The sequence below is a fragment of the Yersinia sp. SCPM-O-B-9106 (C-191) genome (genome assembly GCF_026183365.1).
Lineage (GTDB): Bacteria > Pseudomonadota > Gammaproteobacteria > Enterobacterales > Enterobacteriaceae > Yersinia > Yersinia rochesterensis.
The window spans coordinates 1,810,552-1,826,001 of sequence record NZ_CP110791.1 but is presented as its reverse complement, the minus strand read 5'-3'; the positions used below and the strand labels follow the sequence as shown (position 1 = coordinate 1,826,001).

The window sequence follows — 15,450 nt, the reverse complement described above, 5'->3', positions numbered from 1 at the left end:
CAATAAAAATCTTTACAATCATGTGATTAGACATAACTTACTGAAAAAAATAAGAATATGCTAGTTAGACAGGTGCATTCTATGATTAAGATTGATTAAATAATAAACTATCAGGATGGACATGATGCCCAGTAACCTGTTCAAACTAAAAAAACGCTATCCTTTGCATATTCAGATCGCAGCCTTTTTCACTCTGCTGATTATCTCAATTGGTACCGTGATCATTATTTTTGGTTATAGCCAACTGACTAAACTGACTGAAATTAGCACCAATAGCCAATATCAAAAAACAGGGGAGGCTATTGCGGCAGAATTAGATGCGATAACACGACCAATGATGATGTCCGTTAACCTCCTCGCCAGTATGCAAATCACAGAATTATCGACACTTGAACAGCGGATGGCTTTTGTGAGTAAATTTGTTGAAGTTCTGAAACAGAATGACTACGCCAGTGCTGTGTATAGCGCTTATCCTAATGGTGATTTATTTATGCTACGTCGCCTAACAGAGGCTAATCGTACATTATTTCATGCGCCAGAAGGTGCTGAGTGGATGATTCAAAGTAATCGTTTTCTCGATAGCTTACCGGAGAAACGTTTTATTTATCTGAATGAGAAACTGCAGCCCATTGCTGTAATGCCACGCGATAATGATAACTATGATCCCAGGAGGCGAGATTGGTTTATTCTGGCCTCGGCAAGCCCCAACTTGGTCACCTCCCCTATTTATATTTTCAAAGGTACTGGTGAAACTGGTTTTACCTATAGTCGCCGATCTGAAAATAATCAGTCAATTATTGGGTTAGATGTTTCCCTAGCCTCGTTATCACAATTTTTAATAAGACAAAATCTACCTCTGGGTAGCCAAGCCATTATTATAAATTCTCGTGGTGAAATTATCGCGAGCCTACCTAATCCGCAAGAAAGCACAGCAAACCCAATGGATGCGGACAAACAGATTTCGGTATTACAAACATTGCTAAACACCCAAGAGAATAACGCTGAGTACAATATTGATAATAGCCGTAGTATCATTTTTGATGCACAAGATAAGCGTTGGTACGGCTCAATTGTCGACATTAATAATAGCGGAAATAAATATCAGTTGGTCATTGCCACTCCAGCAAGCTACCTTACTGCTGATGCGAATTCAATTCGTCATTATTCAACCTTTATTGCATTTATCCTACTGTTACTCAGCTTACCTCTTGTTTGGTATTTCTCACGCAAAATATCCAATCCACTGATTCGTCTTCGCAAAGATGCTGACGCTATAAGCAACTTATACTTCGAAGAAGGCCAATCAGAGCAATCCATGATTGAAGAAGTCGATGAGTTGCACAAATCAATGTCAAAAATGAAATCAACACTGAAGCAATTCATTTCAATGGGCAATATGTTGACGGCAGAAAACAGCTTCTTCCGACAAATGCAGGGGTTATTAAGTGAAACGACAGAAATTGCAGCAATGACTGGTGGGATTATATTTCTTGCCGATAAAGATGGAGGGATATTTACACCGACGGCGTTTCGCTGGAATGGCGAAAATATTCCAGTGGCAGAAATGGCGTCATTAGATATAAAAGAAAATAATTTCGCCACTTTCCAGCCAGTGCTAGAAGGGCAAACCATTGCTGGAACTTTAAATGAAAATAATATATTCAGTCAATTACAAGACTTTCTGCAACCTTATTTGCCACTGCGTTTTGTTGCTGTACCCATGAAAACTCATGATAAACAACTCTTGGGTTTTTTATTGCTATTTACCCCGTATCAATTAAATGCAGAGCGTGAAAATTCTAAAATTCAATTAGTTAATGCACTGGTCGGTAGTTTATCTGTTTCAGTAGAAACTCAGAAGTTATTACAAGAGCAAAAAAACCTGCTCAATGCATTTATTGAGCTCATTGCGGGTGCTATTGATGCCAAAAGTGCTTATACCGGTGGGCACTGTCAGCGAGTGCCCCAAATAACCAAAATGCTCGCCAGAGCTGCGGTGAATATCAAAGAAGGGCCTTTCGCTAACTTTAGTTTATCTGAGAATGAGTGGGAAGAACTGCATACAGCATGCTGGTTACATGACTGTGGCAAGATAACCACACCTGAATTTGTGGTGGATAAATCAACTAAACTGGAGTTAATTTATGACCGTATCCATGAAATACGGATGAGGTTTGAAGTCTTAAAATGCGAAAAAGAGATCGATTTCTTGCGCCGCCATGCCACGATTAATGCTAATGACACTGAACAACAATTATTGGTGGCTGAATTGCGTCAGTTAGATGATGACTTTTACTTTATCGCGCACTGTAATATCGGCGGTGAATTTATGTCCGATGACGCCATAGCGCGTATCCAGCACATTGCCGGGTATCACTGGACTCGCACATTAGATGATAATGTCGGTATTGCTCACGAAGAACGCGAGCGTAAAGCTCGACAGCCAGTTGCCTCAATACCCGCGCAAGAACCGATGCTGGCAGATAAGGAAGAACATCTCATTTACCGAGATAGTAACAATAAGCGCAAGGAATATTATGATTTCAAAGTACCAGAACCGACTTTGCTTTATAACCGAGGTGAGATTTATAACCTCAGTATTCGGCGTGGAACATTGACCGAAGAAGACCGCTATAAAATTAATGAACACATTATGCAAACAATTGTGATGCTCAAAAAACTGCCTTTCCCGCGCACCATGGCAAATGTAGCCGCTATTGCTGGTGGGCATCATGAGCGCATGGACGGTAAAGGATATCCTTGCCAACTCACTTATAAACAGATGAGTATTCCAGTACGAATGATGGCTATTGCCGATGTATTTGAAGCCCTGACCGCAGCCGACCGCCCTTATAAACCAGGAAAGTTATTATCCGAAGCACTGAATATTATGCTAAATATGGTGAATGAAAATCACCTGGATAGAGAACTGTTTATTTTATTCCTACAATCCGGCATCTGGCAGGAATACGCCATTACCTACCTGCAAGCCGATAAAGTAGATAATATTGATATTTCAGCTTTACTGCAAAAACTTGGCAACCAGGATATTTCGCTGGCAGAAACTGTTTAAAAGACAAGAAAGAGAGAGTAATGGCTGAACAGTAACGCTATGCTAAATCTCATCTTGAGAGGTTTTTATTGGAGTCAGCGAATGTTCTACAACTACGGTGAGATAGAGATTAATCATCTTAAGCGGCGGGACAAAAAGATGGCGGCGGCTATTGAGCGGCTCGGAATGATAGCCCGCCCATTATCACCGGATTTGTTTGCTGCATTAATCAGAAATATCGTTGACCAGCAAATATCAGTTAAAGCGGCGCTCACTGTTAACGCACGCCTGTTGGCATTATTGGGTACAGTGACACCGCTCACGGTTGCCGCTGCGTCTATAGAAGCAATTCAAGGCTGCGGGATGACCATGCGTAAAGCCGGATATATCAAAGGCGCAGCCGACGCGGTACTCAATGGTTCACTGGATTTATCCGTTATTTCTCAGTTACCCGATAATGAGGTTATTTCCCAGCTATCAAATCTTAATGGTGTGGGTATTTGGACCGCAGAAATGTTGCTTATTTCTTCACTTTCTCGCCCAGACATTCTCAGTTGGGGAGATTTGGCCATCCGCCGCGGTATGATGAATTTATATCGCCACAAAACGCTACCGCGAGAACGTTTTGAACAATATCGCCGCCGCTACACGCCTTATGGCACAACTGCATCATTGTATTTATGGGCATTGTCACATGAAGAAATGGTATGACACAGTTTATAGCGGTTATTGATATATTTCTCTATTCCTCAAGATACTGTCCCCCCATTCTGTCTAAAGCATTTGCCAGCCATCTAATATTATTGCATGACGGGTTTGGGGCCCCAAACTTTGAAGTACAGGAACTTTTCATCTGCCCAACCCAATAGGCTTTAAGAATGGATACATCAACTAACTTCATGCATGTAATTCGTTCTTTAGTGACATACCGATTACTGCAAACAGCTTCAGAGACTTTCATTATGGCAGGGACGGGCAAGATAGATTGCGGTTCAGCAGCACCGGCAAAAATAGGAAAAGAAACGAAGAATATGATCAAAAAACTTCTCATAGCAGCCACCTATATAAATTCATTTAAAGGATAAATATCGCTTTAAATTGTTACATAAATGTTGAATGAGAAATTGTTCTGTGGTGCGAACTCAATTATCACAATAATAAAAGTATCTCTTGGGCTGGCATTTCATTGCTCAAAGCCCAAGTTATTTTATTCAGCCGTCTGAAAAACCGTCACACACCCATATTCATGACATCTTGATAAGCGGCAACTAGCTTATTACGCACTTGGATACCGAGCTGCAAAGAGACAGATGATTTCTGCATATTCACCATCACATCATTTAGGCCGACACCGGGCACACCTAATTCAAAATTCTGCGCCAGAGTACGGGCTGTCTGCTGGTTATCACTGATTTTACCAATAGCCGCTTTTAATTCGCTGGCAAAACCGGCCTCAGCGGGCAGTGTTCTTGCTGAACCCGATGCTTGCAATGCAGTCACTTGCAATTGCTGTAAAACCCCTTCAATACCTTGAACAGACATGCTCATCCCCAAAATGCGTCAGTAGGCCAATAACTGCGTGGCAAATAGGTGCGCTAATGCGGATATTTGCCATCCAGCAGGTATTACTTTTTTCAGGTTGACACCCTAACACATCATTTTTGCGCTAAAGCGGCTAAATAGACCCAAAAATACCGGCTTATTGAGCCATCAAATTTCCACTTACAGCAAATAATGGCATGCCGATATAGTCCAAATAATTCGAGTTGCAGGAAGGCGGCAAGGGAGAGAATCCCAATGAGCTTACTGTAGTAAGTGATTCGGGTGACAAATCTGCCGAGAGCAGATTTGAACGCTGCCTGCGGCGGCCTCACAGAGGCGAGGCCCATGGACGGGCCGAGTAACGAGCGTGGCCAACGCACATGCGGCTTGAAGTATGGCGAGTATAACAGGGGATATCAGCTATTGATGCTTTATCGCTCACAGCACTTGGGAGTCTGTTTTGTTCCAACACATTAGTTACATAAAAAATACTAACTCAAACGTTGTTCAGCTTGGCCAAGGACGTGTATGAATGCCTCGATAACTGGCGGTGAAAATCGTGAGAATAACTTTACGACGACACTGGCACGCCTACGCGCGAATCCGAAAATCCCACTGTTGATTGCAGCGGCTGCGGCCATCGCTATTATTGTCGCGTTGATGTTATGGGCTAAAAGTCCAGATTATCGCGTCCTTTATAGCAACCTGAGTGATCGTGATGGCGGTGATATCGTCACGCAATTGACGCAACTGAATATTCCCTATCGTTTCGCGGATACTGGCGGAGCGCTGTTGATCCCGGCAGATAAAGTGCATGAAACTCGTCTGCGTCTGGCACAACAAGGTTTACCTAAAGGTGGTGCCGTCGGTTTTGAATTGCTGGATCAGGAAAAATTTGGCATTAGCCAATTCAGCGAGCAAGTCAACTATCAGCGAGCACTGGAAGGTGAACTCGCTCGAACTATCGGCACACTTGGCCCGGTACTGAATGTCCGGGTACATTTAGCAATACCGAAACCTTCGCTATTTGTTCGTGAGCAAAAATCGCCAACAGCCTCTGTCACACTCGCCTTGCAACCTGGCCGCGCACTCGATGATGGTCAAATCAATGCCATCGTCTACATGGTTTCCAGCAGTGTGGCGGGTTTACCCCCTGCAAGTGTCACTGTGGTGGATCAAACAGGCCGTTTGCTGACGCAATCTGATAGCGCGGGCCGCGACTTAAATGCGGCACAACTTAAATTTACTAATGAAGTGGAAAACCGTTTCCAGCGCCGCATTGAAACTATCCTGGCACCGATGGTGGGTAGCGGCAATATTCATGCGCAAGTCACCGCACAAGTTGATTTTGCCAGCCGTGAACAGACCGATGAAGAGTACAAACCGAATCAGGCCGCCAACCAAGGAGCAGTACGCTCTCAACAAGTCAGTACCAGCGAACAACTGGGCGGCACTAATGTCGGCGGAGTTCCGGGGGCATTGTCTAATCAACCATCAGTGACCCCAGTTGCACCAATTGAAGTCCCTCCAGCCACCCCCGCAGCGGGTGCCGGTGCAGCTACGAATACTGCCAATGCAGCGAACCGCCCGGCGGTGACCACGACTGCTGCTAAACAGACGGCGACGTCAAGTAATAGCCGCCACGACCAAACCACCAACTTCGAAGTTGACCGCACTATCCGCCACACCCAGCAACAAGCAGGTATGGTGCAGCGCCTCTCCGTCGCCGTGGTCGTCAATTACGGCATGGATAAAGCGGGCAAACCTATTGCGCTGAGCAAAGAGCAATTAGCGCAGGTGGAATCACTGACACGCGAGGCCATGGGCTTCTCTACTGACCGTGGCGACACTCTCAATGTGGTCAATACGCCATTTAATGCTACTGGCGAAGATACCGGTAACAGTCTGCCATTCTGGCAGCAACAGTCGTTCTTTGATCAATTGCTTAATATTGGTCGCTATTTGCTCATCTTACTGGTCGCGTGGATCTTATGGCGCAAACTGGTTCGCCCACTGATGGAGAAAAAACAAGTAGCGGATAAAGCAACAGCGTCGGTCAATAGCATAGTACAGACCGCACAAGCTTCTGAAACAGCGAAACAAACTAAAGAAGAGCTGGCCCTGCGTAAGAAAAATCAGCAACGAGTGAGTGCTGAAGTTCAGGCCCAGCGTATACGCGAACTTGCGGATAAAGACCCACGTGTTGTCGCGCTGGTTATCCGTCAATGGATGAGTAATGACCAATGAGCCTGACCGGAACTGAAAAAAGCGCCATCATGCTGATGACACTGGGCGAAGACCATGCCGCAGAGGTATTCAAACACCTTTCCTCGCGCGAAGTGCAACAGCTCAGTACCACCATGGCCAGTATGCGGCAGGTTTCTCACCAACAGTTGGTTGATGTATTGGCTGAGTTTGAAGACGATGCCGAGCAATATGCGGCTCTGAGTGTGAACGCCAGCGATTATCTACGCTCGGTGCTAATAAAAGCATTGGGCGAAGAACGTGCATCCAGCTTGTTAGAAGACATTCTGGAATCACGCGAAACCACCAGTGGCATGGAAACCCTCAACTTCATGGAGCCGCAGATGGCGGCCGACCTGATCCGCGACGAACATCCGCAGATTATCGCCACTATTCTGGTTCACCTGAAGCGCGCTCAAGCGGCCGATATTCTGGCGCTGTTCGACGAGCGTCTGCGCAACGATGTCATGCTGCGTATTGCGACCTTCGGTGGGGTTCAACCAGCCGCATTGGCGGAATTGACCGAAGTGTTGAACAATTTGCTGGATGGCCAAAACCTCAAACGCAGCAAAATGGGCGGTATCCGCACTGCGGCCGAGATTATCAACCTGATGAAAAGCCAGCAGGAAGAAACCGTTATGGACGCAGTACGCGAATACGACGGCGAGCTGGCACAGAAAATTATCGACGAAATGTTCCTGTTCGAGAATCTGGTCAGTGTCGACGACCGCAGCATCCAGCGTTTACTACAAGAAATCGACAACGAATCGCTATTGATTGCCTTGAAAGGTGCCGATCAGGCGCTGCGCGAGCGCTTCCTCAGCAATATGTCACTGCGTGCGGCAGAAATTCTGCGCGACGATCTGGCCACCCGTGGGCCGGTGCGTATGTCACTGGTCGAAAACGAGCAGAAAGCCATCTTGCTGATTGTCCGTCGTTTGGCGGAAAGCGGCGAGATAGTCATCGGCGGCGGCGAGGATATCTATGTCTGATAGGATTAATGCCCTGCCCTGGCAGCCCTGGTCACTAAATGATTTTGCCAGCCAACCAGAACCTACTGCTGCCACCGCGCCGCCGGATATCAGTATGTTGTTTACTGATGAGCAAAAAGCGGATACCGCGCCAACGGAAAGTGATCAGCAACAAACACTGATGAACCTGCAACTCGAAGCCGAGAAACAGGGCCGCCAGCAAGGGTTTGCCAAAGGGTTGCAAGAAGGCTTGGATAAAGGTTACCAAACCGGTTTGGAAGAGGGACACCAGCAAGCGCTGGCAGATGCTGAGAAACAGTTAGCCCCGATCACCGCGCACTGGCAAACCTTAGTCGATGATTTTCAAAACACCCTTGATGCGCTGGACAGTGTGATTGCCTCGCGATTGATGCAAATGGCCTTAGCAGCAGCAAAACAAATTCTCGGGCAACCGGCAATTTGCGATGGCACCGCGTTACTGGCTCAAATCCAGCAAATGATTCAACAAGAGCCGATGTTTGCCGGTAAACCGCAATTACGGGTGAATCCGAATGATTTAGCCGTGGTGGAACAGCGCTTAGGCTCGACTTTGAGTTTGCATGGCTGGCGCTTATTGGGTGATAGTCAAATTCATCCCGGCGGATGCAAAGTCAGCGCCGAAGAAGGCGATTTAGATGCCAGCCTGGCAACACGCTGGCATGAGCTGTGCCGCCTGGCAGCACCGGGAGAATTATGATGACCGCTCGCCTTGGCCGCTGGCTCGCATCGATGGACAAGTTCGAAGAACGTATCAGCCAATCAACCACCATTCGCCGTTACGGGCGGTTGACGCGCGCCACAGGTTTGGTGCTAGAAGCCACCGGTTTGCAACTTCCCCTCGGCGCAACCTGCCTCATTGAACGCCATGATAACGGCGAAGTTCAAGAAGTTGAGAGTGAAGTGGTGGGTTTTAATGGCCAGCGTCTGTTCTTGATGCCGCTCGAAGAGGTCGAGGGAATTGTGCCCGGCGCCCGTGTTTATGCCCGCATCACCACCGGCGGGGCTTCTGCCAGTAAACAATTACCACTCGGCCCAGAATTACTGGGGCGTGTATTAGATGGCAGCGCCAAGCCGCTTGACGGCTTACCTGCACCAGAAACCGGTTATCGGGCTCCCCTGATTACCCCCCCCATCAATCCATTACAACGTACCGCGATTGAACAGGTTTTGGATGTTGGCGTGCGCACAATTAATGCCCTGCTGACGGTCGGTCGAGGTCAGCGTATGGGCTTGTTCGCCGGCTCCGGGGTGGGGAAAAGTGTCTTGTTAGGCATGATGGCCCGCTACACCCAAGCAGATGTCATTGTGGTTGGGCTTATCGGTGAACGTGGCCGTGAAGTTAAAGATTTTATCGAAAATATTTTAGGTACCGAGGGGCGCGCGCGCTCGGTAGTTATCGCCGCCCCCGCTGACGTATCGCCGTTGCTGCGCATGCAAGGCGCAGCCTATGCCACCCGTATTGCAGAAGATTTCCGCGACCGTGGCCAACATGTGTTGCTCATCATGGACTCCCTGACGCGCTACGCCATGGCACAACGCGAGATAGCACTGGCAATCGGCGAACCCCCGGCAACCAAAGGTTATCCGCCCTCCGTATTCGCCAAATTACCGGCACTGGTTGAACGCGCGGGTAATGGCGTGTCTGGTGGCGGCTCGATTACAGCATTTTATACGGTACTGACCGAGGGCGATGATCAGCAAGACCCGATTGCCGACTCTGCGCGCGCCATTCTCGATGGTCATGTGGTGTTATCTCGCCGTCTGGCAGAATCCGGTCATTATCCCGCTATTGATATCGAAGCTTCTATCAGCCGTGCGATGACCTCACTGATTGATGAGAATCACTACAGTAAAGTTCGCCAATTTAAACAGTTACTTGCAAGTTTCCAACGCAACCGCGATTTGGTCAGCGTAGGAGCCTATGCCGCCGGTAGCGACCCATTGTTGGATAAGGCCATTACCCTCTACCCGCAAATGGAAATCTTCTTGCAGCAAGGTATGTATGAACGCAGCAGTTACGAAGATGCCTGTCAGCATCTGAAAAGTCTGTTTCCGGGCTAATAGCTAACCCCCTGCTGCGTCAAGCACGAAATATATGTCTGCCCAAAGTGGTTGCCGCTGCAGGTAGGCAGCAAGAGAAGGAATCCCGATGAGCTGACTCTCGTCAGTGATTCGGGTAAGTGAACGTAGCTAACAACCCTGCGGCGTCAAGCACGAAGGGTATTGAGGAATACGATGAAAAGTCAGTCACCTCTCATCACCCTGCGCGACCTGGCTCAAAAGGCGGTTGAACAGGCAACGACCCAATTGGGGCAGGTGCGCTTGTCCTATCAGAATGCTGAGCAGCAACTGAGTATGTTGCTGTCTTACCAGGATGAATATCGGGTGCGGCTGAATGACACGCTGAGTAATGGCATGGCCTCCTCCAGTTGGCAAAATTATCAGCAATTTATTCAAACATTGGAGCAAGCCATTGAGCAACATCGTCATCAGTTGGCCCAGTGGAATGTAAAAGTTGAACAAGCAGTGAAGCATTGGCAAGAAAAGCAACAGCGGCTAAATGCATTTGAAACGCTGAACGAGCGAGCTGAAACCACCGCACGTTTGCACGAGAACCGTTTGGATCAAAAACTGATGGATGAGTTCGCCCAGCGCGCCTCACAAAGGAGTCTACATTCATGAATCTATCTCTCTTGCCTACTGCTATCACTGCAAGTGAAGCCGAGGGCGCAGCATCCTCGACATCTATTGCCGCGTTGTTTACCGACGCGGGATTGCCGGCCGATTTTGCCAAACTTCTAGGCGACCAGTTGGGAAAAGAACTCACCGCCCTGGATGCTTCAACCCTAAAATCATCTTTAGCCGCGGCGACTGACATCACCCCTGAAGTTGACAGTAGTAAGTCAACCGTCGGTAACAGCAAGTTGAATCAGTTGTTGGCCGCATTGGGGGATATCAGTGCTGCGCTGCCAGCGGGTTTAACCCATGCAGGACAAACTGGCGATGCCGCAGGCATCAAGAAAACCACCATCAATGAGAGTGGCAAGCCGGATAGTGCCAGTGATAAAACTCACGATAAAGTCGACCCCGCCGCATTACAAACCTTGCTGGCAATGTTGCCGCATCAGGTGGCTAACACATTGAGCGGGCAAAAAGCCCCCCAGACTGATACTAATGGCCTGACGAACAATAAAACGACGGCCAAGCAAGATATTGCCACTCTCACCAGCTTGACCTCACAAGATAAAGGTTTAGCCGCACTGATTGGTGGCACCCTGGTCAGTATGAAAAGTGATAAGGCCATGGACAGTGTAAAAAATGATAAAGCCATAAACAGTGACGATGTATTGGCGGGTGTAGCCACGAAAACAAAAATAACGGCTGCGTCGGATAAGCCAGCCCCGTTGAGCGCGAAAGATATCGACAACAACACGCTCAATGCGAAAGCCGCCCCACTGGCAGCACAAGCTGAAACCATCACGCCCGCCGCTGCGGTGGATAAAACCTTGGTCAGCTCAGCTCCCCAGGCCCATTCTCTTCCCCCGGTATCCAGCCCTCTTTTGCCAACTACAGCTACCGCCAGCGCCCATGTCAGTGCGCCCGTCAGTGGTTATTTAAGTGCGCAACTGGGCAGTCAAGAATGGCAACAATCACTTGGGCAACAAGTGATTATGTTCAGTCGCAATGGGCAACAAAACGCCGAGTTGCGGCTCAACCCGCAAGAGTTGGGTGCGTTGCAAATCAGTCTGAAAATAGAAGATAAGCAAGCACAATTACATTTTGTTTCAGCTCATAGTCAAGTTCGGGCCGCGATTGAAGCCGCTATGCCAAGCTTACGCACCGCCTTGGCCGAAAGTGGTATTGAGTTAGGCCAAAGTAGTGTCGGCAGTGAAGGTCAATGGCAACAAGCACAGCAACAGAGCCAACAAAATCAGCAAGATTTCGCCTCACGCGGTCAGCCAGGTTATGGTGAAGTCGCCTCTGGCGAAGCACAGGTGAGCACGCCGCTGGTCACACCAGCCGCATTGCAAGCTCTGGCCAATGGCAATGGTGGCGTTGATATTTTCGCCTAAAAGGCGCTGTTAATTTCACCAAAAGGGGACAAACGGACAAGCTAGGCCGTTTTTCTCCACCTATTCTGCCTATTGGGATTAAGGATAAGCGGGATAATCATCAGCAATAATTCGGATAGCTTGGTGTCAGTGGCCCCAGGCTGTTATACCCAAAATAATTCGAGTTGCAGGAAAGCGGCAACTGAGCGAACCCCCAAGAGCTTACACAGGTAAGTGACTGGGGTGATTGAGCGCAGCCAACGCACATGTAGCTTGAAGTCTGACGGGTATATTGTGATCCACCGGTTTGATACCAAAACAGGAATTTGCCTTCTCCATGTCTCAAAATACCTTCCCGGCCAAGCGTAAGAGTTCAATCTGGGTGATCCTGCTGGTGCTGATTGCGGTGGCAGCAACTGCGGGTGGCGGTTATAGCTGGTGGGCACTCAAGAAGAGTCAACCAACCACAGCGAAAGTCGCTCCTGTCATCCCGGTATTCATGCCCTTGGAGACCTTTACGGTCAATCTGATCACGCCGGATAATAATCTGGATCGTGTGCTTTATATCGGATTAACGCTAAGGCTCCCCGACGATAGCACGCGTGCAAAACTCAATGACTATCTGCCGGAAGTGCGCAGCCGGTTACTGTTACTGCTCTCTCGTCAATCCGCTGATAGTCTGGCGAACGAAGAAGGCAAGCAGCGCTTAGTCGGTGAAATTAAAAACGTTCTTAGCCCGCCAATGGTTAAAGGTCAACCTAATCAGGTAGTCAGCGATGTGCTGTTTACCGCATTTATATTGCGATAATCATTATGGGCGATAGTATTCTTTCACAAGCAGAGATTGACGCACTGTTAAACGGTGACAGCGGGGGTGATGAACCCGAAGCCGTCACTGGAAACGAGACAGACGTTAAGCCTTATGACCCGACGACCCAGCGACGTGTGGTGCGTGAGCGCCTACATGCGCTGGAGATAATCAATGAGCGGTTTGCCCGTCAGTTTCGGATGGGGCTGTTTAACCTGTTACGCCGCAGCCCGGATATCACGGTTGGCCCAATAAAAATCCAGCCATATCATGATTTTGCCCGCAACTTGCCGGTGCCAACCAACCTCAACTTAATACATTTGAAACCATTACGCGGGACGGCGCTGTTTGTTTTCGCCCCGAGTCTGGTGTTTATTGCCGTTGATAACTTGTTTGGTGGTGATGGCCGCTTCCCGACAAAAGTGGAAGGGCGCGAATTTACCCACACAGAACAACGCGTGATTAACCGGATGCTACGGCTAGCGCTGGATGCATATCGTGATGCTTGGGCTCCCATCTATAAAATTGATGTGGAATATGTCCGCTCTGAAATACAGGTGAAATTCACCAATATCACCACCTCCCCTAACGACATCGTGGTCACGACACCTTTCCAGGTGGAGATCGGCGCGTTGAGTGGGGAGTTTAATATCTGTATTCCGTTTGCCATGATTGAGCCATTGCGCGAACTGCTGACCAACCCGCCACTGGAAAACTCCCGTCAGGAAGACAGCCATTGGCGTGAAACGCTGGTCAAGCAAGTTCAGCACTCTGAGCTGGAATTGGTCGCTAACTTTGTCGATATCCCGCTGAGATTGTCGCAGATACTCAAACTACAGCCGGGGGATGTGTTACCGATAGATAAACCTGAGCGACTGATTGCGCATGTCGACGGCGTGCCAGTGCTGACCAGTCAGTACGGGACATTAAACGGGCAATATGCCCTACGTGTTGAACATTTGATTAACCCTATTTTGAATGCTCTGAATGAGGAACAGCCCAATGAGTGACCCTAAGTTTCCGTCTGATGATGGAAAGGAATCCGTGGATGACCTGTGGGCTGATGCGTTTAATGAGCAACAGGCAGTGGAGAAACCAGCGGCCACTACCGAAGGCGTATTTAAATCACTGGAAGCACCCGATGTCCTGGGCAACCTGCAAGATATTGATTTGATTCTCGATATCCCGGTGAAACTGACCGTCGAGCTGGGCCGCACCAAAATGACTATCAAAGAGTTGCTGCGCCTGTCTCAAGGTTCAGTCGTTTCCCTTGATGGCCTGGCGGGTGAACCTTTGGATATTCTGATTAACGGTTACCTGATTGCACAGGGTGAAGTCGTGGTGGTTGCGGATAAATACGGCGTGCGCATCACTGACATTATTACTCCATCAGAACGTATGCGTCGTCTGAGCCGCTAATGACCGCAGCACAAAGGGTGGCAATAACATCAACTGAATCAACATCGGCAGCTGTTGCTCCGGTAGCGGCGAAGACTTCAGTAGCAACTGATATTCCGGTGACTACGCCGCAGACCCCCGTCACCGGATTTGCCGCCAGCCACCCCGGCACCGCCACGCAACAAACAGCCCCGGCGATGCCCGCAGGCTCAGTGTTGACCCAAGTCGGCAGTGTGCTGGGGGGGATTTTGCTGTTGATTTTATTTGCCGCCTGGCTGGTGCGCCGATGTGGTTTTGCGCCACAAGCCCGCAACAATAAGCTATTGAATGTGCGAGCCAGTTGTCAGGTCGGCCAACGCGAGCGAGTGGTCATTGTCGAAGTAGACAACACTTGGTTGGTATTAGGTGTCACCGCCCAACAAGTAACGCCGCTCCACACACTGGAACGCCCTCCGGTTGACGAACCCAGTACCGCGCTGTCGTCTGACACAGGAAAACCGGCTGATTTTCGCCAACTTCTGAACAGCTATTTATTAAACAAAAAACCGCTATTAAGCAAGAACTCAAAACATCCGGAAAAATCGGCATGATGTCTCTGCGTCCGCTCATGAATAAAGTCCCTTTGCTGCTGCTCGGCCTGCTCTGCTCTCCGGCGGCATTAGCTCAATTACCGGGCATTATCAGCCAGCCGTTGGCGAATGGTGGGCAAAGCTGGTCTTTACCCGTACAGACGCTGGTTTTTATCACCACGTTGAGTTTCCTGCCCGCCGCATTGCTGATGATGACCAGCTTTACCCGCATCATTATTGTGCTTGGTTTGCTGCGCAACGCATTGGGCACCCCCTCAGCACCACCCAATCAGGTGATGCTAGGTTTAGCGCTGTTTCTGACGTTTTTCATCATGTCGCCAGTGTTTGACAAAGTTTATCAAGATGCTTATCTGCCCTTCAGTCAGGACAAGATAAGTATGGAAGTGGCGATGGATAAAGGCTCGCAACCATTACGTGAATTTATGTTACGCCAGACCCGCGAAACTGACCTGGCTCTGTATGCCCGGCTAGCTAATCTGCCGCCATTGGAAGGGCCGGAAGTGGTGCCAATGCGCATTCTGTTGCCCGCCTATGTCACCAGTGAGCTGAAAACCGCTTTTCAAATTGGTTTTACTGTATTTATTCCGTTTTTGATTATCGACCTGGTGGTGGCCAGTGTGCTGATGGCGCTGGGGATGATGATGGTGCCGCCCGCCAGTATTTCGCTGCCTTTCAAGTTGATGCTGTTTGTATTGGTTGATGGCTGGCAGTTGCTACTGGGTTCTCTGGCACAAAGCTTTTATAGCTGAGGTAG

15 protein-coding genes are annotated in these 15,450 nt (G+C 48.7%); 14 read left to right on the top strand and 1 reads right to left on the bottom strand.

Features of this window, described 5'->3' with window-relative positions; translation table 11 throughout:
- The first annotated feature begins 124 nt into the window (after nucleotides 1-124).
- From OP863_RS08395 to OP863_RS08385, 3 genes are all read left to right on the top strand, one after another.
- Nucleotides 125-3,073 (top strand): HD domain-containing phosphohydrolase, encoded by a 2,949-nt coding sequence (locus OP863_RS08395; protein ID WP_265526249.1) that lies wholly within the window; start codon nucleotides 125-127, stop codon nucleotides 3,071-3,073.
- Nucleotides 3,074-3,154: 81 nt separating this feature from the next.
- Nucleotides 3,155-3,763 (top strand): DNA-3-methyladenine glycosylase family protein, encoded by a 609-nt coding sequence (locus tag OP863_RS08390; RefSeq protein ID WP_265526103.1) that lies wholly within the window; start codon nucleotides 3,155-3,157, stop codon nucleotides 3,761-3,763.
- 167 nt (nucleotides 3,764-3,930) lie between these two features.
- Nucleotides 3,931-4,137, top strand: coding sequence for a hypothetical protein (locus tag OP863_RS08385; protein WP_186368225.1), 207 nt, complete (start codon nucleotides 3,931-3,933; stop codon nucleotides 4,135-4,137).
- Between the two features lie 145 nt (nucleotides 4,138-4,282).
- On the opposite strand, the gene fliE is transcribed toward OP863_RS08385, so the two are convergent.
- Nucleotides 4,283-4,594, bottom strand: coding sequence for a flagellar hook-basal body complex protein FliE (gene fliE, locus OP863_RS08380; protein ID WP_038633717.1), 312 nt, complete (start codon nucleotides 4,592-4,594; stop codon nucleotides 4,283-4,285).
- Between the two features lie 528 nt (nucleotides 4,595-5,122).
- Between fliE and fliF the strand changes: the two genes are divergently transcribed.
- From fliF to fliP, 11 genes are all read left to right on the top strand, one after another.
- Nucleotides 5,123-6,841 carry a flagellar basal-body MS-ring/collar protein FliF gene (fliF, locus tag OP863_RS08375; protein WP_145509450.1) on the top strand — a complete coding sequence of 573 codons (1,719 nt, stop codon included), beginning with the start codon at nucleotides 5,123-5,125 and terminating at the stop codon, nucleotides 6,839-6,841.
- Nucleotides 6,838-7,830, top strand: coding sequence for a flagellar motor switch protein FliG (gene fliG / locus OP863_RS08370; protein ID WP_038633724.1), 993 nt, complete (start codon nucleotides 6,838-6,840; stop codon nucleotides 7,828-7,830). Before fliF ends, fliG begins: the two co-directional genes overlap by 4 nt.
- The gene (fliH, locus tag OP863_RS08365; protein ID WP_145589098.1) at nucleotides 7,823-8,545 is read left to right on the top strand and encodes a flagellar assembly protein FliH; all 723 of its coding nucleotides are present in this window, start codon (nucleotides 7,823-7,825) and stop codon (nucleotides 8,543-8,545) included. Before fliG ends, fliH begins: the two co-directional genes overlap by 8 nt.
- Nucleotides 8,545-9,909: a flagellar protein export ATPase FliI gene (gene fliI / locus OP863_RS08360; protein WP_038639588.1), complete on the top strand. Its 1,365-nt coding sequence runs from the start codon at nucleotides 8,545-8,547 to the stop codon at nucleotides 9,907-9,909. The genes fliH and fliI overlap by 1 nt, the downstream gene beginning before the upstream one ends.
- Nucleotides 9,910-10,083: 174 nt before the next feature.
- Complete coding sequence (gene fliJ / locus OP863_RS08355) at nucleotides 10,084-10,530, top strand: flagellar export protein FliJ (RefSeq protein ID WP_004392162.1); 447 nt, start codon at nucleotides 10,084-10,086, stop codon at nucleotides 10,528-10,530.
- Nucleotides 10,527-11,921, top strand: coding sequence for a flagellar hook-length control protein FliK (locus tag OP863_RS08350; RefSeq protein WP_186368224.1), 1,395 nt, complete (start codon nucleotides 10,527-10,529; stop codon nucleotides 11,919-11,921). Before fliJ ends, OP863_RS08350 begins: the two co-directional genes overlap by 4 nt.
- Before the next feature lie 316 nt (nucleotides 11,922-12,237).
- The gene (gene fliL, locus OP863_RS08345; RefSeq protein ID WP_038633731.1) at nucleotides 12,238-12,708 is read left to right on the top strand and encodes a flagellar basal body-associated protein FliL; all 471 of its coding nucleotides are present in this window, start codon (nucleotides 12,238-12,240) and stop codon (nucleotides 12,706-12,708) included.
- A 5-nt stretch (nucleotides 12,709-12,713) separates the two neighbouring features.
- On the top strand, nucleotides 12,714-13,718 hold the full coding sequence (gene fliM, locus OP863_RS08340; protein WP_038633734.1) for a flagellar motor switch protein FliM: 1,005 nt from the start codon (nucleotides 12,714-12,716) through the stop codon (nucleotides 13,716-13,718).
- A complete protein-coding gene (fliN, locus tag OP863_RS08335; RefSeq protein WP_038633737.1) occupies nucleotides 13,711-14,127 on the top strand; it encodes a flagellar motor switch protein FliN in 417 nt (138 codons plus the stop codon). The genes fliM and fliN overlap by 8 nt, the downstream gene beginning before the upstream one ends.
- Nucleotides 14,127-14,696 (top strand): flagellar biosynthetic protein FliO, encoded by a 570-nt coding sequence (fliO, locus tag OP863_RS08330; RefSeq protein ID WP_145591012.1) that lies wholly within the window; start codon nucleotides 14,127-14,129, stop codon nucleotides 14,694-14,696. Before fliN ends, fliO begins: the two co-directional genes overlap by 1 nt.
- The gene (gene fliP, locus OP863_RS08325) at nucleotides 14,693-15,445 is read left to right on the top strand and encodes a flagellar type III secretion system pore protein FliP (RefSeq protein WP_145589095.1); all 753 of its coding nucleotides are present in this window, start codon (nucleotides 14,693-14,695) and stop codon (nucleotides 15,443-15,445) included. The genes fliO and fliP overlap by 4 nt, the downstream gene beginning before the upstream one ends.
- Nucleotides 15,446-15,450: the final 5 nt, after the last annotated feature.

Bases quoted from the DNA above. Each gene is read 5' to 3' on its own strand.
- OP863_RS08395 (WP_265526249.1), top strand. From the start codon at position 125: ATGCCCAGTAACCTGTTCAAACTAAAAAAACGCTATCCTTTGCATATT.
- OP863_RS08390 (WP_265526103.1), top strand. From the start codon at position 3,155: ATGTTCTACAACTACGGTGAGATAGAGATTAATCATCTTAAGCGGCGG.
- OP863_RS08385 (WP_186368225.1), top strand. From the start codon at position 3,931: ATGGATACATCAACTAACTTCATGCATGTAATTCGTTCTTTAGTGACA.
- fliE (WP_038633717.1), bottom strand. From the start codon at position 4,594: ATGTCTGTTCAAGGTATTGAAGGGGTTTTACAGCAATTGCAAGTGACT.
- fliF (WP_145509450.1), top strand. From the start codon at position 5,123: ATGAATGCCTCGATAACTGGCGGTGAAAATCGTGAGAATAACTTTACG.
- fliG (WP_038633724.1), top strand. From the start codon at position 6,838: ATGAGCCTGACCGGAACTGAAAAAAGCGCCATCATGCTGATGACACTG.
- fliH (WP_145589098.1), top strand. From the start codon at position 7,823: ATGTCTGATAGGATTAATGCCCTGCCCTGGCAGCCCTGGTCACTAAAT.
- fliI (WP_038639588.1), top strand. From the start codon at position 8,545: ATGACCGCTCGCCTTGGCCGCTGGCTCGCATCGATGGACAAGTTCGAA.
- fliJ (WP_004392162.1), top strand. From the start codon at position 10,084: ATGAAAAGTCAGTCACCTCTCATCACCCTGCGCGACCTGGCTCAAAAG.
- OP863_RS08350 (WP_186368224.1), top strand. From the start codon at position 10,527: ATGAATCTATCTCTCTTGCCTACTGCTATCACTGCAAGTGAAGCCGAG.
- fliL (WP_038633731.1), top strand. From the start codon at position 12,238: ATGTCTCAAAATACCTTCCCGGCCAAGCGTAAGAGTTCAATCTGGGTG.
- fliM (WP_038633734.1), top strand. From the start codon at position 12,714: ATGGGCGATAGTATTCTTTCACAAGCAGAGATTGACGCACTGTTAAAC.
- fliN (WP_038633737.1), top strand. From the start codon at position 13,711: ATGAGTGACCCTAAGTTTCCGTCTGATGATGGAAAGGAATCCGTGGAT.
- fliO (WP_145591012.1), top strand. From the start codon at position 14,127: ATGACCGCAGCACAAAGGGTGGCAATAACATCAACTGAATCAACATCG.
- fliP (WP_145589095.1), top strand. From the start codon at position 14,693: ATGATGTCTCTGCGTCCGCTCATGAATAAAGTCCCTTTGCTGCTGCTC.